The sequence below is a fragment of the Leifsonia sp. AG29 genome (assembly GCF_009765225.1).
GTDB lineage: Bacteria > Actinomycetota > Actinomycetes > Actinomycetales > Microbacteriaceae > Leifsonia.
Genome location: NZ_VMSF01000001.1, coordinates 2858819 through 2883894 on the forward strand (window position 1 = coordinate 2858819; position 25076 = coordinate 2883894).

At 66.6% G+C, this 25076-nt stretch carries 28 protein-coding genes; 10 read left to right on the plus strand and 18 right to left on the minus strand.

Going from position 1 to position 25076, the window contains the following annotated elements:
• Positions 1 to 3 precede the first annotated feature (3 nt).
• The 4 genes from FPT20_RS13835 to FPT20_RS13850 form a co-directional block, all read right to left on the minus strand.
• A complete protein-coding gene (locus tag FPT20_RS13835; protein ID WP_158866199.1) occupies positions 4 to 474 on the minus strand; it encodes a MarR family winged helix-turn-helix transcriptional regulator in 471 nt (156 codons plus the stop codon).
• Positions 458 to 2200, minus strand: coding sequence for an MFS transporter (locus tag FPT20_RS13840; protein WP_158866201.1), 1743 nt, complete (start codon positions 2198 to 2200; stop codon positions 458 to 460). Before FPT20_RS13840 ends, FPT20_RS13835 begins: the two co-directional genes overlap by 17 nt.
• A 256-nt stretch (positions 2201 to 2456) precedes the next feature.
• Positions 2457 to 3014, minus strand: a complete 558-nt coding sequence (locus tag FPT20_RS13845) for a hypothetical protein (protein ID WP_158866204.1) — start codon at positions 3012 to 3014, stop codon at positions 2457 to 2459.
• Between the two features lie 221 nt (positions 3015 to 3235).
• Positions 3236 to 4231, minus strand: a complete 996-nt coding sequence (locus FPT20_RS13850; RefSeq protein WP_158866206.1) for an ABC transporter permease — start codon at positions 4229 to 4231, stop codon at positions 3236 to 3238.
• A 30-nt stretch (positions 4232 to 4261) separates the two neighbouring features.
• Between FPT20_RS13850 and FPT20_RS13855 the strand changes: the two genes are divergently transcribed.
• Positions 4262 to 4732 carry a winged helix-turn-helix transcriptional regulator gene (locus FPT20_RS13855; RefSeq protein WP_158866208.1) on the plus strand — a complete coding sequence of 157 codons (471 nt, stop codon included), beginning with the start codon at positions 4262 to 4264 and terminating at the stop codon, positions 4730 to 4732.
• Between the two features lie 200 nt (positions 4733 to 4932).
• On the opposite strand, the gene FPT20_RS13860 is transcribed toward FPT20_RS13855, so the two are convergent.
• The gene (locus tag FPT20_RS13860; protein ID WP_158866210.1) at positions 4933 to 5604 is read right to left on the minus strand and encodes a TetR/AcrR family transcriptional regulator; all 672 of its coding nucleotides are present in this window, start codon (positions 5602 to 5604) and stop codon (positions 4933 to 4935) included.
• Positions 5605 to 5657: 53 nt separating this feature from the next.
• Between FPT20_RS13860 and FPT20_RS13865 the strand changes: the two genes are divergently transcribed.
• Together FPT20_RS13865 and FPT20_RS13870 are read left to right on the plus strand one after the other, a co-directional pair.
• Positions 5658 to 6242 carry a carbonic anhydrase gene (locus tag FPT20_RS13865; protein WP_158866212.1) on the plus strand — a complete coding sequence of 195 codons (585 nt, stop codon included), beginning with the start codon at positions 5658 to 5660 and terminating at the stop codon, positions 6240 to 6242.
• Complete coding sequence (locus FPT20_RS13870; RefSeq protein WP_158866214.1) at positions 6239 to 7288, plus strand: NmrA family NAD(P)-binding protein; 1050 nt, start codon at positions 6239 to 6241, stop codon at positions 7286 to 7288. The genes FPT20_RS13865 and FPT20_RS13870 overlap by 4 nt, the downstream gene beginning before the upstream one ends.
• A 295-nt stretch (positions 7289 to 7583) precedes the next feature.
• On the opposite strand, the gene FPT20_RS13875 is transcribed toward FPT20_RS13870, so the two are convergent.
• The gene (locus FPT20_RS13875) at positions 7584 to 8138 is read right to left on the minus strand and encodes a gluconokinase (RefSeq protein ID WP_233265533.1); all 555 of its coding nucleotides are present in this window, start codon (positions 8136 to 8138) and stop codon (positions 7584 to 7586) included.
• Between the two features lie 6 nt (positions 8139 to 8144).
• Between FPT20_RS13875 and FPT20_RS13880 the strand changes: the two genes are divergently transcribed.
• On the plus strand, positions 8145 to 8432 hold the full coding sequence (locus FPT20_RS13880) for a hypothetical protein (protein ID WP_158866216.1): 288 nt from the start codon (positions 8145 to 8147) through the stop codon (positions 8430 to 8432).
• A gap of 54 nt (positions 8433 to 8486) precedes the next feature.
• Here the strand turns inward: FPT20_RS13880 and FPT20_RS13885 are convergent, their stop codons facing one another.
• The 7 genes from FPT20_RS13885 to FPT20_RS13915 all read right to left on the minus strand — a co-directional run bounded on the left by FPT20_RS13885 (position 8487) and on the right by FPT20_RS13915 (position 16509).
• Positions 8487 to 9359: an EamA family transporter gene (locus tag FPT20_RS13885; RefSeq protein WP_158866218.1), complete on the minus strand. Its 873-nt coding sequence runs from the start codon at positions 9357 to 9359 to the stop codon at positions 8487 to 8489.
• 33 nt (positions 9360 to 9392) lie between these two features.
• Entirely contained in the window at positions 9393 to 10226 is an 834-nt protein-coding gene (locus tag FPT20_RS13890; RefSeq protein WP_158866220.1) for an aldo/keto reductase, read from the minus strand.
• 4 nt (positions 10227 to 10230) lie between these two features.
• On the minus strand, positions 10231 to 11292 hold the full coding sequence (locus FPT20_RS13895; RefSeq protein ID WP_442786493.1) for a zinc-dependent alcohol dehydrogenase: 1062 nt from the start codon (positions 11290 to 11292) through the stop codon (positions 10231 to 10233).
• 15 nt (positions 11293 to 11307) lie between these two features.
• Positions 11308 to 13407, minus strand: coding sequence for an alpha-galactosidase (locus FPT20_RS13900; RefSeq protein WP_158866224.1), 2100 nt, complete (start codon positions 13405 to 13407; stop codon positions 11308 to 11310).
• Entirely contained in the window at positions 13404 to 14231 is an 828-nt protein-coding gene (locus FPT20_RS13905) for a carbohydrate ABC transporter permease (protein ID WP_158866226.1), read from the minus strand. The genes FPT20_RS13900 and FPT20_RS13905 overlap by 4 nt, the downstream gene beginning before the upstream one ends.
• Positions 14231 to 15019: a carbohydrate ABC transporter permease gene (locus FPT20_RS13910; RefSeq protein WP_158866228.1), complete on the minus strand. Its 789-nt coding sequence runs from the start codon at positions 15017 to 15019 to the stop codon at positions 14231 to 14233. Before FPT20_RS13910 ends, FPT20_RS13905 begins: the two co-directional genes overlap by 1 nt.
• Before the next feature lie 218 nt (positions 15020 to 15237).
• Positions 15238 to 16509 carry a sugar ABC transporter substrate-binding protein gene (locus FPT20_RS13915; RefSeq protein WP_158866230.1) on the minus strand — a complete coding sequence of 424 codons (1272 nt, stop codon included), beginning with the start codon at positions 16507 to 16509 and terminating at the stop codon, positions 15238 to 15240.
• 89 nt (positions 16510 to 16598) lie between these two features.
• On the opposite strand from FPT20_RS13915, the gene FPT20_RS13920 reads away from it, so the two are divergent.
• Positions 16599 to 17408 (plus strand): FadR/GntR family transcriptional regulator, encoded by an 810-nt coding sequence (locus FPT20_RS13920; RefSeq protein WP_199245805.1) that lies wholly within the window; start codon positions 16599 to 16601, stop codon positions 17406 to 17408.
• 8 nt (positions 17409 to 17416) lie between these two features.
• Here the strand turns inward: FPT20_RS13920 and FPT20_RS13925 are convergent, their stop codons facing one another.
• Positions 17417 to 18910, minus strand: a complete 1494-nt coding sequence (locus tag FPT20_RS13925; RefSeq protein ID WP_233265534.1) for an aldehyde dehydrogenase (NADP(+)) — start codon at positions 18908 to 18910, stop codon at positions 17417 to 17419.
• Positions 18907 to 19830, minus strand: coding sequence for a dihydrodipicolinate synthase family protein (locus FPT20_RS13930; protein ID WP_158866232.1), 924 nt, complete (start codon positions 19828 to 19830; stop codon positions 18907 to 18909). The genes FPT20_RS13925 and FPT20_RS13930 overlap by 4 nt, the downstream gene beginning before the upstream one ends.
• Positions 19831 to 19890: 60 nt before the next feature.
• Between FPT20_RS13930 and dgoD the strand changes: the two genes are divergently transcribed.
• Together dgoD and FPT20_RS13940 are read left to right on the plus strand one after the other, a co-directional pair.
• Positions 19891 to 21132, plus strand: coding sequence for a galactonate dehydratase (gene dgoD, locus FPT20_RS13935; RefSeq protein WP_199245807.1), 1242 nt, complete (start codon positions 19891 to 19893; stop codon positions 21130 to 21132).
• Entirely contained in the window at positions 21129 to 22001 is an 873-nt protein-coding gene (locus FPT20_RS13940) for an SMP-30/gluconolactonase/LRE family protein (protein ID WP_233265535.1), read from the plus strand. The genes dgoD and FPT20_RS13940 overlap by 4 nt, the downstream gene beginning before the upstream one ends.
• Positions 22002 to 22220: 219 nt before the next feature.
• Here FPT20_RS13940 and FPT20_RS17875 read toward each other — a convergent pair whose 3' ends face one another.
• The 3 genes from FPT20_RS17875 to FPT20_RS13950 are packed head-to-tail and all read right to left on the minus strand — an operon-like array spanning position 22221 to position 23324.
• Positions 22221 to 22391 (minus strand): hypothetical protein, encoded by a 171-nt coding sequence (locus FPT20_RS17875; protein ID WP_199246067.1) that lies wholly within the window; start codon positions 22389 to 22391, stop codon positions 22221 to 22223.
• Positions 22309 to 22719, minus strand: a complete 411-nt coding sequence (locus FPT20_RS18245; protein WP_442786494.1) for a TetR/AcrR family transcriptional regulator — start codon at positions 22717 to 22719, stop codon at positions 22309 to 22311. Before FPT20_RS18245 ends, FPT20_RS17875 begins: the two co-directional genes overlap by 83 nt.
• The gene (locus FPT20_RS13950; RefSeq protein ID WP_325064795.1) at positions 22716 to 23324 is read right to left on the minus strand and encodes a TetR/AcrR family transcriptional regulator; all 609 of its coding nucleotides are present in this window, start codon (positions 23322 to 23324) and stop codon (positions 22716 to 22718) included. Before FPT20_RS13950 ends, FPT20_RS18245 begins: the two co-directional genes overlap by 4 nt.
• Positions 23325 to 23365: 41 nt before the next feature.
• Here FPT20_RS13950 and FPT20_RS13955 point away from each other — a divergent pair, with 41 nt between their 5' ends.
• From FPT20_RS13955 to FPT20_RS13965, 3 genes are read left to right on the plus strand one after another with little or no spacing between them, the layout of a single operon-like run.
• Positions 23366 to 23914, plus strand: coding sequence for an SRPBCC family protein (locus tag FPT20_RS13955; RefSeq protein ID WP_158866238.1), 549 nt, complete (start codon positions 23366 to 23368; stop codon positions 23912 to 23914).
• Positions 23911 to 24636 (plus strand): SDR family NAD(P)-dependent oxidoreductase, encoded by a 726-nt coding sequence (locus tag FPT20_RS13960; RefSeq protein WP_158866240.1) that lies wholly within the window; start codon positions 23911 to 23913, stop codon positions 24634 to 24636. Before FPT20_RS13955 ends, FPT20_RS13960 begins: the two co-directional genes overlap by 4 nt.
• 11 nt (positions 24637 to 24647) lie before the next feature.
• A complete protein-coding gene (locus FPT20_RS13965) occupies positions 24648 to 25049 on the plus strand; it encodes a hypothetical protein (protein ID WP_158866242.1) in 402 nt (133 codons plus the stop codon).
• Positions 25050 to 25076: the final 27 nt, after the last annotated feature.

Sequence of the window (25076 nt, forward strand, 5' to 3'; positions counted from 1 at the left end):
GACTCAGCGCTTCGGCGGGTGCGGGACCTGGGCCGCGTCCTCCAGCGCGGGAAGGGCGGCGCGCAGCGCCTCGACCTGATCAGGCCGCAGTTCGGCGAGGATCTCCGACACGGCCCGCGCCCGGTCGGAGCGCGCCTCCAGCAGGAGTCTCTGGCCCGCCTCGGTGCCCGACACGAAGAAGGAGCGACCGTCGGCGGGGTCGGGCGCACGGGACACGAGGCCTCGCGCTTCGAGGTCGGAGACGACCCGGGTGATCGTGGGCGCCGCCGCTTTCTCGACGGCGGCGATCTCGCTGGGGCGGAGCGGCCCCTGCCGGACGATCGTCGACAGCGCTGACAGCTGGCCGTGGCTGAGACCTCCGGTCGACGAGCGGAGGCGGCGGTTCAGCCTCCCGACGGCCAGGGCCAGGCGGCCGGGGACGTCATCGTCCGCACCGGTCGCCGGCCGCTCATCAGCGTCATGCGCGGGTCGCACCGACTTCCTCGCCTTCTTCGGTGACCTGCCTCGGAGCGGGCGAGGTCTCCTCATGAACATACTTGGCTCCGCCTGCGAACGAGGCGACAGCGCCGATGAGGCTCATGACGGCGGCGGCGATGAAGACGACGACGAGCCCATCGTGGAACGGCCCGGAGATCAGCTGCGGGAAGAACTCCTTGCCGGTCAGCGTGGCCGCGTCGACGTGCGGGGACTGCAGGACACCGGTCGGTCCCAGCAGGCTGGCGATCGGGTTGTAGCCGAGGAAGGCCGCGAAGAGGCTGCCGACCGGAGGCGTCGCGCCGACCTGCGCGGCGACCTGCTGCGGCACCCCGTGGCTGGTGAGCCCGCTCGTGAGCGCGGTCGGCAGGGCGACCGAGAGGCCCGCGATCATCAGCGAGAAGAAGATGCCGATCGAGAGCGAGCTTCCGGCGTTCAGGGCGACGCCCGCCATGCCGGAGGCCGCACCGCGCTCGTTGGCCGGGACGCTGTTCATGATGGCCGTCCGGTTGGGCGACGAGAACAGACCGGAGCCGATGCCGTTCAGGCCGGTCAGCACCGCGAACTGCCAGTACTCGAAGTTCACGGGGATGAGCAGCAGCCCGATAAAGGTGAGCGCGACGAGCACGAGACCGACGGTGGCGAAGGCGCGCGAGCCGAAGCGGTCGGAGAGCGCCCCCGACATCGGCCCGGCGATGAGGAACCCGATGGTGATGGGGAGCATGTAGATGCCGGCCCAGAGCGGCGTCGACTCGTAGCTGTAGCCGTGGAGGGGCAGCCAGATGCCCTGCAGCCAGATGATCAGCATGAACTGCAGGCCGCCTCGGCCCACCGCCGCGAGCAGGCCCGCGAAGAGCCCGGCCGAGAAGGGACGGATCCGGAACAGCTTCATGTCGAACATCGGCGACGGCACGCGCCGCTCGACGAAGACGAAGGCGATGAGGAGGAGGATGCCGGCGATGATCGAGCCGAGCACCCACGGGTTCCCCCAGCCCTGCGAGGCGCCGCCGTAGGGCTGGATGCCGTACGTGATGCCGGTGAGCAGGGCGATCAGGCCGATGCCGAAGGTGGCGTTGCCGAGCCAGTCGTTGCGTCCGGGGTTCTTCTGCCCGACCTCGTGCAGCGACTTGTACGACCAGATGGTGCCGATCACGCCGAACGGCACGGACACGAAGAAGACGGCGCGCCAGTCGATCTCGGCGAGGACGCCTCCGAGGATCAGGCCGAGGAACGACCCGGCGATCGCGGCGACCTGGTTCAGGCCGAGCGCGAAGCCGCGCTTGTTGGCTGGGAAGGCGTCGGTGAGGATGGCTGTCGAGTTGGCGAACAGCATGGCGCCGCCGACACCCTGGACGAACCTCCACGCGATCAGCCACATGGCGCCGGCACCCGAGGTGAACGGGTCGAGGCACAGGGCGATCGCGGCGACGGTGAAGATCACGAAGCCGAGGTTGTAGATCCGGACGCGCCCGTACTGGTCGCCCATGCGTCCGAACATGACGACGAGCACGGCGGTGACGAGCATGTAGCCCATCAGCATCCACAGCAGGTACGAGACGTTGCCCGGCTCGAGCGGGTTCAGCTTGATGCCGGTGAAGATCGCGGGCAGCGAGATGATGACGATCGACGAGTTGATCGTCGCCATGAGCATGCCGAGCGTGGTGTTCGAGAGTGCCACCCAGCGGTAGTGGGGGTGGTCTTTGGTGAAGATGCCGGTTCGGGCCACGGGAGTCCTTGTGCGTTTCGTATGGAGGCGTGCGTTGTTTATATGCGTTAACTATATATCCAGCGGGAAGCGTTTCCGAACCGGGGTCGCTCCTGACAGTTGCGGAATTGTTTGGGACTCTCCGCTTCAATCTGACACTCTTCACCGTGAAATGACATCTTGCGCGCCGAGTGACATCGACTCGCGTGCGGCTCGGAAGGCAACGAATGGCATGCGCTACCCGCGACGGCCCGGTCTTCCGCCTCAGGGTGCGGGTCTAGCGGGGAGACCGACCCCGAAGGACCACGGCGCACGGCAATTCTGCGAGTGCGGTCAACTCAATACCGGCACTGGCGGGTCGAATCCGCCAGTGCTCGGGGTCTCCAACGACGATGTCCCACTCCTCCACCCGCCCCCGCAGACCGACCGGCACAGGGAAGACCTGACTCCGATCGCCTCCGCGCCGCCACGCTCCGATGAGCGCCTCGCCATCCGCTTCGAGACCGAGCGCGGTCCATGAGGCGTCCCACTGCGGCACGCCCAGGGGCCAGAACGGCGTGCTGCGTGCGATAACCGGCCGGATCTCCTTGTAGTTCCGTATAGCGCCCGCGATGAGGTGGAGTTGATGAGCGTTCATCCCATCCAGGTGCCCGGACAGATAGAGGCGGCCGAGAAAGCCGTTGGCCAGGGTGAAGAGAATCTCCCGGTCATCCATTTCTGGTTGCGGATGCGCCCGATTGCCGCCCTGCTCCGGGAGCATGGCGATCGGTGCTGCCGCCGCGATCGGCGGGTACTTCTCGTAGCGCTCTTGATCCGAGGTCGATTGCGAGCGCACGCAAAGTCAACCGGGAGGTGGCGGGTGCGGCGCCTCCTTCCGCTGGGCGTCATAGTCCGCCACCCTCGAACCAGTGATCCTGCCACCGCCAATCGATGGGGGCAGGACCTGAGGTTCTCAGTGCCCGCACTGCCTGCCGGGGCGCGATGGCGAGGATCGGCATGAACCTAAATGACCGATATGGCGCCCTACCCAACCTGAGAGCGCCGCCCCTACGCCGGTCACCGCGAACCCCCGCCGATCGCTCTTGCCGCCTTCGGCGCCCAGCCCCTCAAAAGCACTAGCGCGAAAGCGACAGCCGCCCAGAGCGCGAGCACGACAAGAGACGACCAGGCCGACGCTCCATGGAAGTACCCGAACTCGGTGACTGCTCGCACAGCTGCCCCCGGCGGCAGAGCGGCGGATATCGGCCGAGCCCAGCCGGGGAGCAGGTCGAAACCGATCATCGCACCACTGACTGCGTTCCCAACAGTTGTCATCATAAGGATGGCAAGCGCGAACCCCACTGCCCCGAACCATGCCCCGAGCGCCTTCGTTGTGAAAGCCACCGCCGCGGACAAAAGAGACAGAGTGACGGCCAATGCGATCCAAGGCGCCGGCAGGGCCCCGAATACAGGACCCGCAATAGTCGCGGCCACCGCGCCGATGGCCAATGCGAAGCCCAGCATGGCATACAACCGGTGCCTCAGCCGGATCTTCTGGGCAGCAGCCGTCAGCCCCTGCGTCAAGACGAACGATGAAAGGGTCACGCCGAACACCACATAGAACGACGCAAGTCCACGGCTGTCGAACGACACAAGCGGCACAGCGTCTTTGACTGATTCCGGCTGCCCTGAACGAGCGGAGAAGGCCTGGATCATCGCCAGGGCGGCCGAGCTTTCACTCAGCCCCTTTGCGCCTGCATACTCGACCGTGACCCGGCCAGAAGAAGAGCCCACGACGGCGTCGTAGCGGCCGGCGTCCAGACCGCGCAGCGCCTCAGATAGAGACGACGACCTCGTCACCGCGCCGGCGCTTCCCAGTGCGCGTTGCATGGAGGCGGCGAGGCGATCGCCCACAACCGCGATGGGCACGTGGTACGGCGCAGGTGACCGCTGAAGTCCGACGTAGACACCGATGAAAGCGATTCCAATCACGAAGCCGGTCAGTACCAGCGATATCCACGCGCGATGACGCGTACGCAGCCGAGCCTGCGTCATTGCCGAATGCTTGTGCATGCGATCCGCTCCTTACCTACAATGGTTTGGATGCCAAACCAAGCACAATCTACCTCACCCGGTTTGAAAAGCAAACCTGTTGACTCGCTGACGTTCGCCGTGGACGCAGTGAGCGACCGATGGTGCCTGCACGTCGTCCGCGCTCTGGTCTCTGGCGCCTCGCGCTACACGGAGATCCTGCGAATTGTCGGCGCCCCTCGGGACATACTGGCCTCACGCCTGCGAAAGCTCATCGATACGGGGATCATTGAAGCCGGCGACGCTGAGCCGTCAAGCCGAGCTGGCTATCGCCTGACAGCCAAAGGGAAGGATCTCGCTGCGGTTCTGCTCGTGCTGAAGGGATGGGGGGACAGATACCGACCCGACAGTGTGCCGCGGGCAGAACTGATCCACCAGACGTGCGGCCACCACTTCACACCCGAGATCCGATGCGCTGCCTGTGGCGTAGCGCTCGCTGACTCGGAGACGGTCACCGTGCGTGCCGCGGCCTCCACCACGTAGCCATCTCCTCGACCTCGCCACCCCAGCGGCACGACGACCGAGTCGCAGGCCGCTACGGGGTCGTCGCAGCAGTCAGCGCGGATCGCCATGAACTCGCGGGCGACTCGCTGAAACGGGTGCTAACCAGTACTGAGCCCCCTGGGAGACAGGGATCCCCCCTATCCCAGCCGTAGGCGAATTGTAAACTCAGGCCTCGTCACTCACAGCCATTCATCCCTCCCTGAGCTGGCGGATGCGACACCAGAGACGATCATCGCAATCACCGCTCGCTCGGCCGCGGCCGTCTCCGCCCGAGAGAGGGTGCGTAGAGGGCCCCGCGACTGGAGCTCAGCAAGGCCGTGAACCCCCGACCAGGCTGCGACCAGGGCGCCATCGAAGTTCGCGGCTGCGACGATTCCCAGCCGCACCAGCTCTTCTATCACCGACCCAAGAATCTCAAACGGCCCTTGACTGTTCGGCCCGTTGCGGCCAGCGGTCGCGTAGTCGAGGTGGTTGGGGACCGCAAAAGCAGCCCGGAACAGGCCGTTCCGCTCCCGAGCGAACCGCAGGTACGCCCGAGAGACGGCCGCCAGACGATTCTTCGCCGCCTCCGGAGCAGACGGCCCCGAAGCGACCTCGTCGACCTCCTCCCTCATAACCTCCGCAAGCTGCTCCATGGCAGCATGACAAACAGCAAGGAGCAATTCGTCTCGGTCCGCGAAGTGTCGGTATGCGGCGTTCGGAGCGACTCCTACCCTTCGGGCCACCTCGCGGAGCACGACCGCATCGGGGCCACCGTGCCGAGCAAGTTCCACCGCCTCGCGAACCATCGCCGCACGAACAGCGCCGCGAACTCGTCGCGGCCGATCCTCCGCCATCAGATCTTTCTCCACCCCCCGATTCTGACGGAAGAAGAGAGTTGTGGACAGTGTTCACTTCGGCTAGCGTGAACACCGTCCACATTTTGTGGACACTGTCCACAGGAGTCTACGTGCAACCCCACAACATCGAATCGCTTGTCGAACGCAACGCGACGTTCGCTAGAACCATGTTCAACGGCAACCAGGGTCTCCGACCCAAACTGTCGGCATTAATCATCACGTGCCTGGACCCCCGGCTCGATCCTGTGTACGTACTCGGTACGCAACCCGGGGATGTGGCCGTAATCAGGAATGTAGGGGGACGTGTAACCCCTGACGTCCTACGCCAACTGGCCCTTCTGGACGCAATGACACCGTCGGCCGGCGCCCAGCCGGCCGCCGACCCCTTCGCCATCGTGGTCATGCAGCACGACGACTGCGGCATCACGCGGATGGGGTCCCGGCCCGAGGAACTGGGCGCATATCTCGGCCTGAGCGCTCCAGAGATCGACATGGGGAGCATCTCCAATCCCCCGAACACGCTCAGCCATGATGTCTCGGCCTTGCGAAAGTGGAGTTCCCAGTTCGGCACCCGGTATTTGGTCACGGGTGTGCTGTTCGATGTGGAGACGGGTCTGATTCGCAAAGCATCCCCTGAGGAGGACGCATGAATGCATCACCGACCGTGCTGGTCACCACGGCGAACGGGGGAATCGGGCAAGCCACCATCCGCGCTCTGCTCAAGCATCCCGGCATGCGGGTGCGGGCGGTGGCGCGAGCTGATGATGCACGAGCGCGAGCTCTCAGCCAACGAGGGGTGGATGTTCGGATAGGGTCCCTGAACGACTTTCGATTCGTCGAGGCGTCTATGAGAGGTGTCGACCGAGTCTTCCTGGTCACCCCCTTCTCGCCCTCATCACTGGACGTCGGAGTGAACGTGGCAGCGGCCGCGGACAGCGCGCGAGTCGACACAATCGTAACGCTCAGTCAATGGCTGTCCGACCCCGACCATCCCTCCGTGCATACTCGGCGGACGTGGCTCCTCGACCGGGCTCTGTCTTGGCTGCCTCACACCAGAGTTGTCACCCTCGACCCCGGATTCTTCGCGGCAAACTATATGGCAGCGCTTCCGGCAACTGCGGCCACAGGGGTCTTTCTCAGCCCATACGGGATGGGCCTCAACGCACCTCCATCGAACGGCGACATCGGCGCCGTGGCCGCAGCGATCTTGTCGAACCCGGAACCGCACACCGGGCGCCGTTATCGCCCCACGGGCCCCGAACTGCTGGACCCGCCCCAAATGGCGGCCATCATCGCCAACGTCTTAGAGCGGAAAGTGCGACACCGTGAAGTCAGCTTCAGAACCTTTTCACGGTTCGCCGCCGTCGCAGGGTTCGACGACTTTACTCTCGCGCAAGCTCGCTGGTACGCACGAGAAGCCGCCCAGGGCTCATTCGCAATCGGCGCACCAACCTCCGTGGTGGCCGACTTCACCGGCGCTCCAGCAGAGGACTTCGATACCACCGTTCGAAGCTATGCCGATCGCCTCAGCCACACCAGCCGGCTCGCTCGCTCCATCCGTGCTGCAGGTCTCCTCGCCGCCGCCCTCACCGCGCGGCCCCTTTCCGAGAGGAGCTACCACGAGCGTTTCGACTTAACCTCTGGAGAGGTCAGAACTCTCTCGCTTCAAAGCGAACGGTGGATCGCAAAGCACTGACGCCGACCCGTACCGCGCCCCCCATGTGACCTCGCCGGGACGACGAAACCCGAGGTCAGCTAGGCGGAACAGTGCATCACAACTCGAACGAGGAGGAAGCCAACCGGACGATGAATTCGCCCCTGGCAGCGAGGTGACGGAAGCTCATAGCCAGACGCTCTAAATACCGATCGGGCCCGATAGCCCAAGACACGATCTAGGAGACCAACGAGCGTCGAACGTCCGGCACAGAGTGGGCGGTCTTCCCACGCCCGCGGGCGGCGGCGCCGCGTGCCACCCAGCGGCGGAGTACGGCTCACTTACCCGCCCGAGCGTCACCTTCGCCATAAACAGTATCGTGAGACCGCTTATCGACGGCGGGCCATACTCCGAATCCCCGGCTCGGCCGAAGACCACCTGAAGACGAGCCGCCATTCGGGCCACTCGGGTGAGCGCTCGTCGCCGCTAGTGCCTTCGCGATATCTGCTGTCAGCTCTGCGGGCGGTCGCGCGAGATCAAGCCGCATACCGGCTTCGTCCGGCTGGAGGCGTTCGAGGGTGGCGAGCTGCGAGCCCAGGAGCGACACCGGCATGAAGCGGCCGGGTCGCGCGGCCATCCGGGCGGCCAGCAGCGCGCGGTCGCCGCCGAGCTCCGCGAAGACAGCGTCCGGAGCCTCCGCCCGGATGAGGTCGCGGTACGCGCGCTGCAACGCCGAGCAGGCGACGACCACCCCCTCCGGGGAGGTCCCTGCGAGCGTCTCCCCGACGGTCCGCAGCCAGGGCGCACGGTCCTCGTCGGTCAGCGGCGTCCCGGAGGCCATCTTGGCGACGTTCGCGGCCGGGTGCAGCGCATCCCCGTCGATGAACGGCACGCCGTGATGTACCAGGCGAAGCACCACACTGATGCGTCGGCCGAGCTGGTCCAGCTCAGCGGCGTCGGCATGCGCGGCCTGGTGGACCTCTTCGCCGCCGGTCAGCGGTCCGGCGACCTGCGCACCGACCAGTCACCGCAGGAGCAGGCGCTCGTGGCCTTCGCCGCCGTCCACGGCGTGGCCACCCTCGCGACGGACGATCTCCTAGACGGCGTCCCCTCGCAGACGGCGGCGCGGCTCACCCTCGAATTCCTCTGGCGCGGCGTCACGGCATCGCCCCGTGGCGCCCCTTAGCCCACCGTCGTCTCACCGGGGGTCCCTTCCCCTCACCTTCGCGTCTCCGTATGGTCAGAGGACGGCGGCACCGCCGCCTACCACCGCGGCGCTCAGACCTGCCAGCTGTGCTGCCGTCAATCGTTCACCGAGCAGGAGGCGGCCCAGCAGTGCAGTGATCGCCGGGGCGAGGGCTCCCATGAGCGCCACGAGCACCAGGTCACCTGTCGCGAGCGCCAGCGTGAGCAGTATGTTCGCAGCGCCGTCGGTCACACCCGCCATCGCGGCGGCGGCGAAGGAGATTCTTCGGGATGAATTCGATGCGTCGGCGGGGACGGACCCGCGTTGCCTGAGGCCCACGAGCGCGACGACGACAACGACGGGCGCGAGAACCCCGAGACGTGCCGCGGCGACGGTCCAGAGCCCGGCGTCCTTCGGGGCCAGGCCGATCGTGATGATGAAGAATCCGAAGGCCAGTCCGGCCAGCGCGCCGTACACCGGCCCTGCCCCCATGCGCCTTGCCGACACACGGCGCGTTCCTTGTCGGGGCTCACGGCAGATGAGCACGATCGCCGCCAGGGACAACGCAAGGGCGGCAAGACGGAGAGCGCTGATGCCATGCTGGACCACCGCCCCCGCCAGGGTGACCATGATGGTGCTCGCGCACTGGGTTGCGGCAGACACTGCCCCAACGGGCCCCATCGCAAGACCGCGATACGACAGGATGAGCCCCAGCCCACCCACCAGGCCGGCGACGAAACCCCAGAGCAGCGCTGGGCCGCTCGCCTTTCCCGGCACGGCGAACGCTATCGGAACGACCAGTGACAGGCTTGCGGTCGCGGAGATGAGGAGCACCTGGACGACCGGCCTGCTTCTGCCCGCCACGCCCGCGCTGAAGCTGCTCAAAGCGACGAAGACCGCGTCCAGCGCAGCGAAGATGCCGGTCACGGCGTGACTGCGAGGGTCCGATGGGACGGTCGTTCAGCCGCGGTCATCCGGATCCACCCCGGTGCGGCGCCCGTTCTCCAAAGAAGCGATCGCAGACATGTCAGACCCGTCGAGCCGGAACCCGAAGACATCCAGATTCTCGCGCATCCGCTGGACGGACGCCGATTTCGGGATGGCCAGATTTCCCGAATCGAGCTGCCACCGGATGACGACCTGAGCGGGGCTGACACCGTACTTCTGCGCGACGCCCCGAAGAACCGGCTCCTCCAGAACGAGGCCGCGCGCCAGCGGCGACCACGACTGCGTCGCGATTCCGTGCTCGACGTGGAATCGTCGGAGCTCACGTTGCGGCAGCCACGGGTGGAGCTCCACCTGGTTGACCACGGGGACGGTCCCGGTTTCCCGGAAGAGCCGTTCCAGATGATGGACATGGAAGTTCGCGACCCCGATGGACGTCGCCCGGCCTTCATTGCGCAGCGCCTCAAGCGCGCGCCAGGAGTCGACGTAACGGTCTGACGCGGGGGCCGGCCAATGGATCATGTAGAGGTCCACCGAATCGAGCCCCAACCGGGCGAGGCTTGCATCGAAAGCCCGCAGCGTCGAGTCGTAGCCGTTGTCGGTCCACCAGGCCTTGGTGGTGATGAAGATCTCCTCCCGCGGAAGGCCTGACCGGCGGATTCCCTCGCCGACACCGACTTCGTTGTCGTAGAAGGCCGCCGTGTCGACGTGCCGGTATCCGCTCTCGATCGCGGCGAGAACCGCGCTCGCTGCTTCTTCTTCGGGAATCTTGTAGACGCCGAAGCCCAACTGCGGAATGCGTCGGCCGTCCCGCAACTCGCGATCGGGAACACCAGAGAATGTGGTCATCGCCTCATTCCTGTCCTGAGATTCGAACGAGCATTTTCCAGGGAGGACGTCCCTCGTCCAGTCGCTCGAAGGCGAGAGCCGCATCCTCGAGCGAGACTGCTTCGGAGATAAGGGGCTCGACCTCGACCGTGGCAGAGCCGAGAAGGCCCACCGCGACGGCCACGTCGTCGTCCCACATGTGCGCGGCAGAGCCGATCAGCGTCTTCTCCTTGAGAACCACCTCGAGGGTGTCCAGAAGTTCCTGCTCTGCCGAGACCCCCAAGAGAACGATGCGTCCCCCGGGGCGTACCAAGGAGACCGCACGCGAAAGGACTCCCGGCGCGCCGGCAGCTTCGATGAGGATGTCCGCGCCTCGTTCCGGCATGACCCGGCGCACGCGATCGGCGAGTTCCGCCGAGTCTTCGGCCCACAGCGGGGTGGCGCCGAACCTGGCGAGCAGCGCGTACCGTTCCGGATCGGGCTCCACGACCGCGACCTCGTGTGCGCCGACGCTCCGAGCCACCTGAGCGACCAGCGCCCCGACGGTCCCGCCTCCGATGACGAGAAGGGTGGCGCCGATGTCGAGACCGGATCGCCGCACAGCGCGCACGGCGACGGCGAGCGGTTCGGACAGCGCCGCCGTCCGGAGCGGCACGCGCGGAGGGACCTCGATGAGTCGGTCGGCGCGGCCGACCACGTACTCGGCCAGACCGCCGTCAATCTGTTGGCCCGTCACCAGAAGGTGCGAGCAGCGGCCCTCCTCGTGATGACGACAGTGGAAGCACTGTCCGCAGCCGGTGACGACATCGACGACGACCCGAGCACCGATTCCCGGCCCGGAGCCGTCGCGCGCCGGCACCGCAACGATGCCCGCTATCTCATGGCCGAGGATCACTCCTGGTTCGATGACGACCGGGCCGTGACGCCACTCCTCCAGGTCGCTGCCGCACAAACCCACCCACGCGACCTCCACCAGCGCCTCGTCATCGCGAAGCGAAGGGACCGAGACGGGCCCAATCTCCAGCCGCCTCCGGCCACCCCAGCGGGCAGCCAGCATCGTGTCCCCCGGTCGTCTCGCGAAAGTCATACTCGTGGGCTGACGTCACGCGAGCTGCGGCGGAAGAGAAAGGTCGAGGACGAGGCCCCCGGGCGACTGGGCGACGCGAACCGTCAGCGTTCGGCGATCCTCGTCCCAACGCCATTCGTCGCTCTCTTCCGCGCCGAGCGGCGCGGAAATAGTCGGCGAGACCAGCCCGCCGCCGAGCGGGATGTTCAGCGTATCGATGCCACCGCTGCGGCGAGCGACGACGACGCGCAATCGGCTCGGCATCCGCAGTCCGACCACGATCCAGTCGTCGGACCACCCCGGCAGACCGACTGGCCAGACCGGATAGGAGCGGACGAGCTCACTGCGAACCGACTTGTGCGCCTCGACCGCTGCTGCCAGAAGCTCTTGCTGCTGCTCGGAGAGCTCCGATACGGCGCCGGATAGGTGAAACCGACCGATTAGCGCTGTCCCCAGGGCCATTCGCGTCTCGGAATCGCTCGTCCCGGCATCGGGGTAGGTCCACATGGCGAGCTGCTCCGGCGGGATCGCGGTCAGCCCGGCAGCCGAGATGGGGAGCACGAGAGCCGTGTTGTCCTGATCGCTCGACTGCTGGAGTTGGACATGCTTCAGCGTTTCGGCGTCGGCTCGCATCCCTCCCGATCCGCAGTTCTCGATGATGAGGCCGGGATGCCGGTCGAGCAGTTCCTCGAGCCAGTCCAGGTATGCGCGAGCGTGCTGCAGCCGTCCGTCACCGGGACTGCGATCGCCGGAGTCAGTACCGTGGGCGCCCGCGATGTTGTAGTCGAACTTGAAATAGCCTGCGCCGAGGTCGACGAGGCGATCGATCACTGCGGTCGCGTGCGCCCGCGCGGCGGGATGTGTGAAGTCCAGGTGATATCGGCCGTGCTCGACGATTCGCCGGCCGCGACGCAGGAAGAATGCCCCGTCCGGCAGTTCGTTGGCCAGCGGGCTGCGCACGCCGACGACCTCCGGCTCGACCCACAGCCCCGGCACCATTCCCGCATCCCGGATCCGCTGCAGTGTGAGCTCGATACCGTCCGGGAATCGGTTGCGCGAGGGTTCCCATGCCCCCACCGTGTCCCACCACCCGCCGGACTCGTCGTCATACCAGCCGGCGTCGATGCAGAAGATGTCGGCACCCGCTGCTGCGACGGAGTCGATGAGCGGCTCGAGCTTGTCTGCGGTGGGATCGCCCCACAGGGCCTTAAGGAAGTCGTTATACACGACTGGCGCGTCGAGGAAGGCGCTGTGGGCCGTCCGAGACGATCGCCGATGTTCGGTCAACGCGGCGACGGCGTCCTGCCAGTCACCGGCGGCGACGGCATAGGAGGCGCTGACGGTCGTGAAGACATCACCGGGGTCGAGCACATAGTCCCAACCACCGTCGACGTCGGTGGGTCCTTCGAGCCCGATGTAGAAGAGCTCCGGACCGAGCTCGCCGATCTCCCAGCGCCAGGCTGCGGGCGACTCGACCTCCCAGGCGATCGCGCCGCCGCTGGACCGTTCGATGATTCCCATGGGCAGGTGGGCACGCGTCGCCCACTGGCCTTCCGACCGGATAGATGAGGCGTTCAACCCGAAGTACTTCGCGCCGGGCTGGAATGCGCGCGGCAGCACCTGAGCGAGGGGGCGGCTCTGCCAGCGGAACTCGGCGGTCCAGTCATCGTCCGCGTGCCGCAGGGTGACGTCCTCGCGCGGCCAGGCCACGGGCAGGACCGCACTGCTGACGGCGAAGAGCACCGTGGGCTCGTCGCCCTCGTTCCGCACGTCGACGGTGGACCGGACAGCCCGGACACCATCGAACGAGCTGAGGTGCTGGGTCACGAGGATGCCCCGTTCGGCGTCGCACAGCTCGAGGCTGAGGTCGTGACGTCGCCCACTGGTCTCCTCCCGGTGCTGCCGGTAGCGCAGACGGGAGCCGACGAGGCTGTCGACGACGCGTCCCGTCGAGCGGTCTGCGCCCTCCGCCTCGGTTCGAACCTCGACGAGCGGGGTCGCGCCACCCTCCACGCGGTAGCGGCCCTCGGGCGTCTCGGTCTCGATCGAGACCAAGGAGACGGACCCGTCGGACGCCACAGCGATCTCGACGGTGAGGGCACGGTGGCCCCAGCGGATCGTCCGCTCCGGGGTCATCGCACTGCTCCCACGGTCAGGCCGTCTCTCATCTGCCGCTGCACGAACAGATAGATCACCAGCAGGGGAAGGGACGCCAGGACCGCAGTCGCGGTCAAGGTGCCGTAGTTGGTCACATTCGCTCCGATGCTCTGAAGAAGGGCAAGGCTCAGGGGTTGCAGTGCCGGGTCATTGATGAAGGTCACGGCGGCGATGAACTCGCCCCACGCGGTGATGAAGGTGAGCACGCCGACGACCAGCGCACCGTTGCGGGTGAGCGGCAGGACGACGGACCGCAGCAGGCGGAGGTTGCCCACTCCATCGACCTCCGACGCGTCGAGGACCTCCGTCGGAATCCCCGCACAGAACGGCACGAGGAGCAGCACAGCGAACGGCACCGCGGCGGCCGCGTCGACCGCGATCAGTCCCGGGATGGTGTTGAGCAGTCCGAACTGGAACAGCAGGCTGTATTGCGGGATCAGTGTCGCCGCGGCCGGCACCAGCTGGAAGACGAGGAGACAGGCGATGGCGAAGCCGAAGGCACGGCCGCGCAACCGGCTGATCGCGAAGGCGGCGGGCATGGCGAGCGCCATCACGATGGCTGTCGTGCCGAGGGCGATCGAGACCGTGATGCCGGTGGCGCGGAGCAGATCGGGAGTGAACGAATCCACGTAGTTCTGGAACGTCGGGATGAAGAACAGACCGGCGGGATTCTTGTTGACCTGCGCCGGAGTCTTCAGCGACGTGGCGAGCACGTACAGCAACGGACCGACGTAGGCGATGAGGACCAGGATCAGAAGGCCCGCCGACACGCGCCGCGGAAGGATGGTGGCCGAGTACGCCATCAGTCTGCGCTCCTCTCGCTCATGCGGATGTAGATGGTGGCGAACACGGCCACGAAGGCCAGGCATATGACAGCGGTCGCCGAGCCCGAGCTGAAGTCCAGCGTGCCGAACGACTGCTGGTACGCCAAGTACGGCAGCGTCGTCGTCGCGTTGCCGGGGCCTCCGGACGTCATCACGTAGGGGAGGTCGAACGCCCGGAAGCAGTAGATGACGGTCAGGAGTGCCTGTACCGCGATCGCCGGCCGCAACGCCGGCAGCGTGATGTAGCGGAAGACGTGCCAGGTGCTAGCCCCGTCGACCACGGCCGCTTCGATCTGGCTGCGGTCCCTGCCCAGGATCGCGGCACGGAAGATCAGCGATGCGAATGCCGATCCGACCCACGCGACCACCATGGCGACGGCGAGCAGGGCTCCGACGTCGTTGGTGAGCGGGGACTGCGGTCCTTGCGGGCCTACCCCGACCCCCGTCATCCCCAGCAGCTGCGGGACGGGCCCGTCGCTGGCGAGGAGGAACTTCCACACGAACCCGACCACCAGGGGCGGTAGGGCCCAGAGGAACACGAGGAGTCCCTGGGTCACCAGGTTCGCCCGATTGTTGCGTTCCAGGACGGCGGCGATGAAGAGCCCACCCAGCACGGTTGACACGGTGCTGATGAGAGTGATGAGCACTGTCGCCCGGAGCGCCGGCAGGAAGTCGGTGTTGGTGATGACGTGGATGTAGTTGTCGATCCCCACCCACTTCCATGCGCCCTCGACGATCTGGGCGACGCCGACCTCGCTGAAACTCATCCGGAAGAGCTGGACGAGGGGCCATGCGCTGAAGAGGAGAACGAACGCCGCGGCGGGGGCGAGAAAGAGAGTCGCTCGCCCCCGCCGGATGGTCCGACCTGGCCGCCGGCGACGGCTGGTTCCTCGTGTCACTGGCCGCGGGGTCACCGCAGTGCCTGCTTCCGGTTCGGGAACCTGTTGCATGCCGTCCTCACTAGGGCTTGTGTCGGTCGACGTCATCATTTGCTGACGAACACGCCCTTCAGCGAATCCGCGAGCGTGCTTGCCGCGGCGTCGGGCGTCGTGGTCCCCTGTCGGAGTGCCGACCACTGCTGACCGACGGCCGTGGTGGCCTTCAGATAGTCTGACGGGTCCTTGAACTCGGATCGTGTCCCCGTGTCCTTCAGCTCGGTCGTCCAGGCCACGATGTTGGGGTCGTTCGCCACCGACGGATCGGCCTGTGCGTCCTTACGGGTCGGAATGCTGCCCGACATCTCGAACGTCTGGACCTGTCCTGCTTTGCTGAGCCACGTGCTCGACAGATAGTCCCAGGCGAGCGAGCGGTTCTTCGAGAAGGCGCCCAGTGCCTGGCCTTCGCCACCAGGAGCGACCTTGCCGCCCGGAAGAGGCGCGACACCCCATTTGAAGGTCAGGTCCTTTGCGGACTGGTACTGCCAGTTGCCGTTCTGGGTGAACGCATAGTCGCCCTTGGTGAAGGCGGACCACGCGTCCGGCTGCGTCCAACCAACGCTGTCGGCCCCCAGAGCGCCGGCCTTCCCAAGGTCGTACCAGTCCTGGAACACCTTCTTCACGTCGGGGCTCTGGAAGTCGTTGTAGTTCCCGCCGTTTCCGAGGATCCAGGCGACCGCCTGGGTCTCGCACTCGCTGGTGGGGGCGCCGCACTGTGCGATCCCCTTGAAGCCGGCACCGACGACCTGCTTCAGATCGCTTTGCAGCTCCTCGAACGTGCTGGGCGGGTTCGATATCCCCGCTTTGTCCAGGATGTCCTTGTTGTAGTAGAGGGCTGTGGTGTTGACGTAGGCCTGCGTCGAATACGTCTTACCGTCGATCACGCGGGTGGCATACTCGGGGAATTCCGACTTGTCCTTGAAGCCGTCCCATTCCTTGGTGATGTCGGCGAGCGCTCCGGCCTGGACCAGACTGGCCGTGTTCGCGGGGTCGTACACGATCAAGTCGGGGCCGGTGCGCGTCGACGCGGCAGTGATGATCTTGTTCGTCAGCTGGTCGAAAGGCACCACCAGATACTTGATGGTGACGTCCGGGTGCGTCTCTTTGAAGTCGGACTCGAGCTTCTTGATGAAGGGTGCCTGCTTCGGGTCGGCGTACGTCCAGATGGTCAGCGTATTCGAGCCGGCGCTGGAACCGCTCGAGCTCCCGGACGACGAACACCCCGTGGCCAGGCCGGCGGTGGCAAGCGCGATCGCTGCGACCATTGCTGCTCGACGGACGAGCGCTGTGCGTGGTCGCAGACGAGAGGAGGACAGCTTCATGGTGATGACAACTCCTTCGTTGAGGGCACCCCGGGCTGAAGGTGCTTTCCGGCATCATCGCATCATCGGATGATTGAGTCAATAGTCGGATGAAAGTTGCAGCACTGGCAGGAAGGGCATGTTCGTGCGATGATCAGTGGATGGTATCGACACAGCTACTCCCGCCTGAAAACGCCCAGGAGCGGCTGGCCCTGCACAAGACGATGCACGGGCATGTGGTCGATCAGATCGGGCGGATGGTCGTGCGAGCGTCACACGAAGGAGTGGAAGCGCTACCCACCGAGCCCGAACTCGTCGAGATGCTCGGGGTCTCGCGTGGTGCTGTCCGCGAAGCCGTGAAGTCGCTCGTCAGCAAGGGCATGATCGACGTCCGGCCGCGGACGGGCACGAGGATGCGACCGCGGCAGGACTGGAACATGCTCGACCCAGCCGTGCTCCGCTGGAGCATCGACGGCGGGTATGGAGAACGCTTGCTCGCGGACCTCGCGGGTCTACGCGCCGCCGTCGAGCCGCCGGCCGCGTCTTTGGCGGCGATCCACGCCGAACCGGAGGCGGTCGCCCAACTCTGGCGAGAATTCATCGCCATGGAGTCCGCCGCGATGTCCCAGAACAGAGCCGAATTCGTGGCCGCGGATGGGCGCTTCCATCAGCAACTCCTCCAGGTGGGCGGCAACGAACTCTTCGGCTCCCTGGGCAAGGCGGTGGAGGCGGTGCTGTACAGCTCGTTCACTCTCACGTCCGCCACCCACGCGGCTGTGATGGCCAGCGTTCCTCTTCACCGAAGCGTGCTGCTGGCCGTCTCCAGTCACGATGCGGCAGGGGCGGCGGACGCTATGCTCGCCGTCGTCTCGGCCGGGAACACCCTGTGTCTGAGTCCGGTCGAGTTCCAGGCGAGTTGACGCACGCCCTAGTCGACTGGGGACGAGCCCGCCGCGCTCACGACCTGACGCGGAATCCTTAGCGGGTTCGCCTCGGCGACCTCGGCGGGGAGGAGCTCCTCGGGAAAGTTCTGGTAGCTCACCGGCCGTAGGAACCTGAGGACGGCGGTCGCGCCCACGGATGTGTATGCGCTCGTCGAAGACGGGTAGGGTCCGCCGTGCTGCATGGCCGGCGAGACAGTGACCCCGGTCGGCCATTGATTCCACAGCAAGCGCCCCGCCCGTCGCTCGAGCTCGGGCAGGATGTGCGGGACCAAGTGGTCGCCAACCCTCTCCGCGTGGATGGCAGCGGTCAGAGTGCCCTCGTGCCGTCGCGCGATGTCGATCGCCTCGCCCGGACTCGAGTACTCCACGATGACAGCGCTCGCTCCGAATCGCTCTTCCAGCATGATCTCCGGATCGCGCAAGGCTGTTTGGGCGTCGGTGAGGAAGAGGGAGGGAGCGTGCGGAGTGGCGTCGCGTCCACGCAGAAGGGTTTGGACACCGGGGCGGGTGGCCATGTCCTCCTCGGCGGCGAGCAGTCTCTCGGCCATCTCGTGCGTGAGCATCGGCGCAGGAGGCACCGCCGCCGCTGTTTCCGCCGCGAGAAGGGGAATCCGGGTTCCTGCCGGGATGACGAGGACACCGGGTTTCGTGCAGAGTTGCCCGGCGCCCAGTGTGTACGAATCGACAAACCCGGCCGCAATCCCGCCCGGCCGGGCTTGCACCGCCTCAACCGTGACGAAGACGGGGTTGATGCTGCCGAGCTCACCGAAGAACGGGATAGGCACCGGCCGTGCGGCCGCCGCATCATAGAGCGCCCGGCCCCCGTGGGTCGAGCCGGTGAAGGCTCCGGCGGCGATCGACGGATGCCGGACGAGCGCTATCCCGGCCTCGAATCCCTCGACTAGTGCGAAGGTCCCTGCAGGAGCGCCGGCATCGGCCAGCGCCCTCGCGACAATCTCCGCTGTCGCTCGGGACAGGTTCGGGTGCCCCGGATGCGCTTTGACGATCACCGGACACCCCGCGGCGAGGGCGGACGCGGTGTCACCCCCCGCTACCGAGAATGCGAAGGGAAAGTTGCTCGCCGCATAGACGGCTACAGGGCCGAGCGGCCGATGAACGCGTCGGAGATCGGGGGCGGGCGTTACCGGATGGCCCGGATCGGCGTGCTGGATGATCGCGCCGCTGTACTGACCACTGCGGATAGCGGGGTCGAAGGAACGGAGTTGATAGGTCGTTCGACCCAGCTCGCCACGCAGCCGTGCCTCGCTGAGATGGGTCTCCTCTTGTGCGAGCGCCACAAGGGTGTCCGCGTGCAGGTCCAGAGCGTCGGCGACCAGGCGGAGCCAGCGGCCTCGCTCCTCGGCCGTCGTGGCCCACAGCGCCGGAACGGCGTCGGCGGCCGTGAGCGCGAGAGAGTCGAGGTCGGATGCGGTAGTCATGTTGGTCTCCTGCCGGACGATTCGCCCATCGGTGCTCACGAGCGCCCCCATGTGAGCGCGAGCGGCTGATGGCGCCGCGCGAGCTCGAGCAATCCTGCCCGGCTGGCGTGCGGAACGGGATCGAACGGCGCTCGCGTCCGGTCGCTCGCGATGACCCCGCCCGCCTTGAGGACGACTTTTGCGGCAGCCAGGCCGGCCTGCCGATTTTCGTAGTGGATGAGCGGGAGGATCGACTCCCATTTCACTTTCGCGGTACCCCACTCACCAGCCGCGGCGAGTCGAACGACCTCCCCGAGGACCTCGGGCACGAGGCAACTGCTCATCGTGCCCAGGGCTCCGGCCTCGAGATCCGGGATAGCGGTCACCCCTTCTTCGCCGTCGAACACGCCCGGCAGGTCGGCTCCCGCAGCAGCGATGAGACGCCTGATCTTTTCGGCGGCCCGGGCAACCTCGACCTTGGCGTAGCGCACCTGGGGCACTTCACGGGCGATGGCGGCGAGGGCATCCACCGAGAGCGGTGTCGTGCTCATCGGCGCGTCCTGGATCATGATGTCGATCGCAAGGCCGTCGGCGACACGCTGGAAGTACTCGACCAGAGCCGATTCCGGGACCCGCATCGTCGCACCGAAGAACGGGGGCATCAACATGACCATACGTGCGCCGGCCGCTTCGGCGCGGCGAGCGCGCTCTGCCGCGATCCGGGCGCTGTAGTGGCTGGCGGTCACGATGACGGGGATCCGCCCGTCCGCTCGGGCCATGGTCACGTCGATGATCTGGTCGCGTTCACGATCCGTCAGCGAGAACTGCTCGGAGTAGTTCGCGAGAATACACACGCCATCCGCGTGGGCATCGACGAGAAAGTCGACGACGCGACCTTGACCTTCGAGGTCGAGGTCCTCGTTGTCGTGGAACACCGTGGGGGCCACCGGGAGAATGCCGGTCAGGATGCCGTGGCTCATGATCACCTTAAATCGAGTGTCTGATTGACCATTCCATCGAATCATACAATGATTGTCGCTATGAGCAACGATGCCTTGGATGAGATCTCCTCCGACACGACCACCGAGCGGAGCTTCGGCTCGTCGCGCCGTCAGCGAGGAATGAGGATCGAGTCCGTCGACACCGTCGTGGTCAACGCGCAACTCCGCAACTGGGTCTTCGTCAAGGTGACCGCCACCGACGGGACGGTCGGATGGGGTGAAGCGACTCTGGAGTGGCAAGCGCGCGCCGTGGCCGGAGCCGTGGCCGATCTGTCGCCGATCCTGGTCGGGCAGGATCCGCGCCGGATCGAACACCTGTGGCAAGCGATGTACCGGGACCACTTCTTCAAGGGCGGCGTGGTGACGATGAGCGCGATCTCCGGAATCGACCAAGCGCTGTGGGATCTGAAGGCACGTCACCTGGGCGTGCCCGCCTACGAGTTGCTCGGCGGAGCGGTGCGCGACAGCCTGCGGATGTACGACCATCTCGGAGGAGGCGACAGCACGGCTGTTTACGGCAACGCCAGCATCGAAGGCTTCGGTGCCGCGGCCCGGAGAGCCGTCGAGGATGGTTTCTCCGCCCTCAAGATCCTGGCCGTGCCGAGCGGTGGAGGACTTCCGTCGAGCGCGGATGTCGCAGGCGCTGCAGAACTGATGCGCACGGTGCGCGAGGCGGTGGGCAATGACGTCGACGTCATGGTGGATCTGCACGGGCGCACGACCGCGGCCGGAGCCTTGGCCTATGGCCGCGCACTGGCCGAGTTCGACCCGTGGTTCTTCGAGGAGCCCTGTGCGCCCGGCAACCCCCGCGAAATGGCGGAGGTCGCGCGCGCCCTCCCTTTCCCCGTGGCGACGGGCGAACGCCTCATCGCACTGGGCGAGTTCCGGGAGCATCTCGCGCTCGGGGCGTGCGCCATCCTTCAGCCAGATATCTGCCATGTCGGCGGCCCCACAGGGCTCAAGAAGATCGCCGCGTTCGCGGAGAGCCACGAAATCCCGCTCGCCCCGCACAATCCGCTCGGCCCGATCGCGACCGCGGTGAACCAGCATGTCGCCTTCGCCACCCCCGGTGTCATCATTCAAGAGGTCATGCGATCCGATGTGCCCTGGCGCAATGACGTCGTCACCGGCACCTTCCCCATCGTCGGCGGGCGCATCGGCCTTCCCGATGGCCCCGGCTGGGGCATCGAGGTGGACGAGGAAGCGGCCGCGCTCCACCCCTACAAGCCCGAGTCGCAGATCACCACACGCAACAATGACGGATCGGTGGCGGACTGGTGAGCACCCTCCTGTCCGTGCCCGCGCGGCCGGCCGAACAGTTCACCGACCCCATCGCCGACCATGGCGAAGGTCCGGTGTGGTTCGCGGCCGAGGGACTGCTGCGGATGGTCGACATGCTGGCCGGCGACGTAATCACGATCTCGCCTCAGGGCGCTCTTCTCCACCGCGAGCACGTCGGGACAGTCGCGGCCGCGATACGTCCACGCTCCTCGGGCGGGTACGTCGTGGCGACCGAGCGAGATCTCCGCGTGATCGGTGACTCAGGAGAGACTCACTCATTCGGACCCGCTTTCGACGACCCGGCCATCCGTTTCAATGAAGGAGGCTGTACGCCCGACGGAGCGTTCCTCTGCGGGACGATGGCGTACGCCAATACGCCATCCGCCGGCACGCTGTACCGGCTCGAGCCGGGAGGGGCGGTCAGCGTCGCGCTCTCCGGGGTGACGATCTCGAACGGCCTGTCGTTCACCGCGGACGGCACCACGATGTTCTATACCGACAGCGCCACGGGACGGGTGGATATCTTCGACTATGTCGGCGGCGATCTGCGCGATCGGCAACCGTTCGCGGTCGTCGATCGCGAAGACGGAGCGCCAGACGGGCTCTGCGTGGACGCCGAAGGGGGCGTCTGGGTGGCCCTCTGGGGAGGCGGAGAGGTCCGTCGTTACGATGCCGATGGGAGAGTCGACGACATCGTCACGGTCCCCGTGGCGCAGGTCACCGCCTGCACCCTCGGCGGCGCCGACCTCACCCAACTCTTCATCACCACATCACGATACGGAATGAGTGACCCCGAGCCGCTCGCGGGCGCGGTGTTCCGGGTGGACGTCGACATCCCCGGCACCGACGTTCTCACCTTCGCCGGCTGACCCCGGCGCATAATCGTGGAGCCCGGCTCTCCCCCCGGAGCCGGGCTTCACTTCCGATGTCGGGGACGGTCAGCGGAACCGGTTCACGATCGACTGAGCGAGTATCTCGGCCTCGGGGGCTTTATGAGGACCGAGGATACCGGAGATGCTCAGATCGAGCAGTCCGTGGACCGCGCTGAAAAGCATGATCGCGTCCACGTTGCGTTGCCGCTCGTCGTTTCAGCCGGATAGTATCGCGACCTCGACCCGCTCGAAAGCAGACTCGGCCGCGCGCACGGACATTCCGGACTTGTCCGAGATGACGGTGTCACTCACCATCAGCTTGTAGCGGCGAGGATGCGCGATCACCCAGCCGACGAATGTCCCGACGATGCCGGCGGAGCGCATCATCGCTGCGCTCCGCCTCGGCATCCATCGCATCGGTGAGCTCTTCGTAGTAGCGGACGGCCAACGCGGCGAGCAACGCATCCTTATCGACGCAATGCCGATACGGCGCTTGACGCGAGACGTCCGCGATAGCCCCCACGGCCCGCAGGGTGACCGCGTCAAGGCCGTCTCGCTCGAGGAGTCGGTCCGCCGCGTCGAGAAGCGCCGCTTTCGTCCCGGCTCCGCGAGAAGTGTTCGACGTGACTGGAACTGTTGACATCGCCACCCTGCTCCCATGCGCTGACGTCGTCAACTTTAGCGCAGCGGCCGCGCGTGTCGGCCACTCGATCATGCAGCGCGGGAACCGCGGACAAGGAGCCGCACACCGACAACCGCCGACTCGACGGGGTCGGACATCCCTTTCGCGGAATCGGTGTGGCCGGAAAGCGCCAGCATGACCACCCCGTGCAGATGAGCCCAGACGGCGGCTGTGGTCTCTAACGCTTCGGCTTCATCGACCAACGGGGCGAGCAGCGTGCGCAACCACTCCAGCGCCGCGACCCCGACACCTTTCAGAGTCACTGAGGCCTCCAGCGTGCGACTGAAGACGAGGGCGTACAGTTCGGGCTCCTCCAGCGCTGCGGTCACATAGCCTCGGACCGCGTCGGCCAACTTGCGTTCCGCCGAGGCGGTGGCGACCACTGCCAGGGAGGCGCGCTCGATCATCCCTCCCAGTCCCGCGACCGCTAAGGCCTCGAGGAGCTCGACCTTGTTGCGGAAATACGAGTAGGGGGCCTGCCGACTGAGTCCCGCGCGCGCACCGATCGACCGCAGCGTCACACCGGACAGACCGTCGGCGTTCAACACCTCGAGTGCAGCACGTAGGAGCAGATCCCGCGTGGGTGCCGGTGCATTCCCAGGTTCATCGCTTGACAAAGTCAACCCCTCCGCTGCCAAGATGATCTTGACTTAGTCAAGTCTACCTGAAAGGAGGGCCCATGCCCGGCATCAACCCGACCGACGGAACCGTTCCCGTGGTCGTGCAAGCTCGCTCCCGCTATACGCCCGAGATCTGCTTCGAGCTCATCGCACCGATCGACCTCGCGCGGATCTTCCAAGGGTGGGGACCCTTCCCGGCGGTCAACGGAGCCAGTGGTCAGACCGGGCCGTGGAACGCGGCGGGCCGGACTCGCCACCCCCAGCTCTCCGACGGTTCCACCGCGACGGAGAGTCTGACCGAATACACCGAGCCGTCATCGTTCGCATACGAGCTCTCCGGCTTCACCGGGAGCATGCGGCATCTCTTCCGCGTCGTCCGTGGCGAATGGACCTTCACGCCGGACGGGACAGGGACTCTGGTGCGTTGGACATACGAGTTCGCTCCATTGCGTGGGAGGCTGCTTCTGAGCCGGGCGCTGGTCGGTCCGCTCTGGCGCCGCTATGCGACCCGCGCGCTCGAACTCGCCCTCGCCGCGGTCGAGGAGGACGCCGGCCGGATCGGCGGCCACAGCGCACCGACACCACGCACGAAGGGGAACCGCCGATGACGCCCGGTGGGCTCGTCGTCATCACGGGGGGCACCAAGGGCTACGGTCGAGCGCTCGCCGCTGAATTCAGCGCGCGCGGCGCCGACGTCATCGCCACCGGACGACAGATCTCGGCTCAGGATCGACTACCCGGCATCACCTATGTCTTCGGCGACATCACGTCGCCCGAGCACAGAGACGAGGTCTTGGCCGTGGCGCGAACCAGAGGGGCGCCCCGTCTCCTCGTCAACAACGCCGCGATACAGACACCCATACCTGTTCTTTCCACCGCCCCCGGCGAGGCAGCACGACTTGTGCACCGCGAGTTCGCGGTGGATCTGATCGCCCCTCTCGACCTCACACTCCAGTTCCTCCCCGACATGGTGGCCGGAACCGAGCCCTCCCGCATCGTTTTCATCACCAGCACACTTGCCTTCGCACCCAAGAGGTCCACCCCCGGCTATAACGCAGCCAAAGCGGCGTTGAGCGCCTTCGCTCGCTCGCTCGACTATCAGCTGACACCGACACAGGTGTCCGCCGTCAGCGTCACTCTGCCTCTCGTCGACACGCAGATGACGGCTGGGAGAGGGGCACGGAAGCTCACACCCCAGGAGGCCGCCCGGCGAACCATCCGAGCGCTCGAGCGCAACGCCGCCGCTGTGGACATCGGGGACGCCCGCGCGTTCCGACTTCTTCATCGCATCGCGCCGCGCCAGGCCGAGCGCCTCACGCGGGACAGCTGAAAGGAACGCACATGACGAGGACTCCGATCGACCAAGGGACCCGCTTCTCCGGCAGTCGGCGCATCGCGTTACGCCTCGGGTACGGACTGGCCGCGATGGCGGTGCTGGGATGGGCCATCTGGTCCGGACTGCCGTGGGCGCCCGCTCTGATCGCCTGGGCCCTGATCGACATCCCTTCGATCCTCGCGGGCTGGAACCAGCCCCATGAGCCCCGGATGATGCCCGAGCGCGCGGTGCCCTACTACAACGCCCTCCACTACCTGCTGCCGCCCGTCATCGCCACCGCGGGGGCCGCCTTCGCACCCTGGCCCGTGTTGACCGCCGCCTTCGCGGGGTGGCTGCTTCATGTGCTCCTCGACCGGACCGTCGGATACGACCTCCGAAACGCCCGCGGGGAGATCCGCACTCGATAGCGTCCGATACCCCTTCGGGGGGTGAGG

Bases quoted from the DNA above. Each gene is read 5' to 3' on its own strand.
- FPT20_RS17875 (WP_199246067.1), bottom strand. From the start codon at position 22,391: ATGATGCGCTCCGCCGGCATCGTCGGGACATTCGTCGGCTGGGTGATC.
- FPT20_RS13910 (WP_158866228.1), bottom strand. From the start codon at position 15,019: ATGAGTTTCAGCGAGGTCGGCGTCGCCCAGATCGTCGAGGGCGCATGG.
- FPT20_RS13850 (WP_158866206.1), bottom strand. From the start codon at position 4,231: ATGCACAAGCATTCGGCAATGACGCAGGCTCGGCTGCGTACGCGTCAT.
- FPT20_RS13915 (WP_158866230.1), bottom strand. From the start codon at position 16,509: ATGAAGCTGTCCTCCTCTCGTCTGCGACCACGCACAGCGCTCGTCCGT.
- FPT20_RS13855 (WP_158866208.1), top strand. From the start codon at position 4,262: ATGCCAAACCAAGCACAATCTACCTCACCCGGTTTGAAAAGCAAACCT.
- dgoD (WP_199245807.1), top strand. From the start codon at position 19,891: ATGAGCAACGATGCCTTGGATGAGATCTCCTCCGACACGACCACCGAG.
- FPT20_RS13900 (WP_158866224.1), bottom strand. From the start codon at position 13,407: ATGACCCCGGAGCGGACGATCCGCTGGGGCCACCGTGCCCTCACCGTC.
- FPT20_RS13870 (WP_158866214.1), top strand. From the start codon at position 6,239: ATGAATGCATCACCGACCGTGCTGGTCACCACGGCGAACGGGGGAATC.
- FPT20_RS13880 (WP_158866216.1), top strand. From the start codon at position 8,145: ATGTACCAGGCGAAGCACCACACTGATGCGTCGGCCGAGCTGGTCCAG.
- FPT20_RS13930 (WP_158866232.1), bottom strand. From the start codon at position 19,830: ATGAGCCACGGCATCCTGACCGGCATTCTCCCGGTGGCCCCCACGGTG.
- FPT20_RS13960 (WP_158866240.1), top strand. From the start codon at position 23,911: ATGACGCCCGGTGGGCTCGTCGTCATCACGGGGGGCACCAAGGGCTAC.
- FPT20_RS13965 (WP_158866242.1), top strand. From the start codon at position 24,648: ATGACGAGGACTCCGATCGACCAAGGGACCCGCTTCTCCGGCAGTCGG.
- FPT20_RS13920 (WP_199245805.1), top strand. From the start codon at position 16,599: ATGAAAGTTGCAGCACTGGCAGGAAGGGCATGTTCGTGCGATGATCAG.
- FPT20_RS13905 (WP_158866226.1), bottom strand. From the start codon at position 14,231: ATGGCGTACTCGGCCACCATCCTTCCGCGGCGCGTGTCGGCGGGCCTT.
- FPT20_RS13895 (WP_442786493.1), bottom strand. From the start codon at position 11,292: ATGACTTTCGCGAGACGACCGGGGGACACGATGCTGGCTGCCCGCTGG.
- FPT20_RS13890 (WP_158866220.1), bottom strand. From the start codon at position 10,226: ATGACCACATTCTCTGGTGTTCCCGATCGCGAGTTGCGGGACGGCCGA.
- FPT20_RS18245 (WP_442786494.1), bottom strand. From the start codon at position 22,719: ATGATCGAGTGGCCGACACGCGCGGCCGCTGCGCTAAAGTTGACGACG.
- FPT20_RS13955 (WP_158866238.1), top strand. From the start codon at position 23,366: ATGCCCGGCATCAACCCGACCGACGGAACCGTTCCCGTGGTCGTGCAA.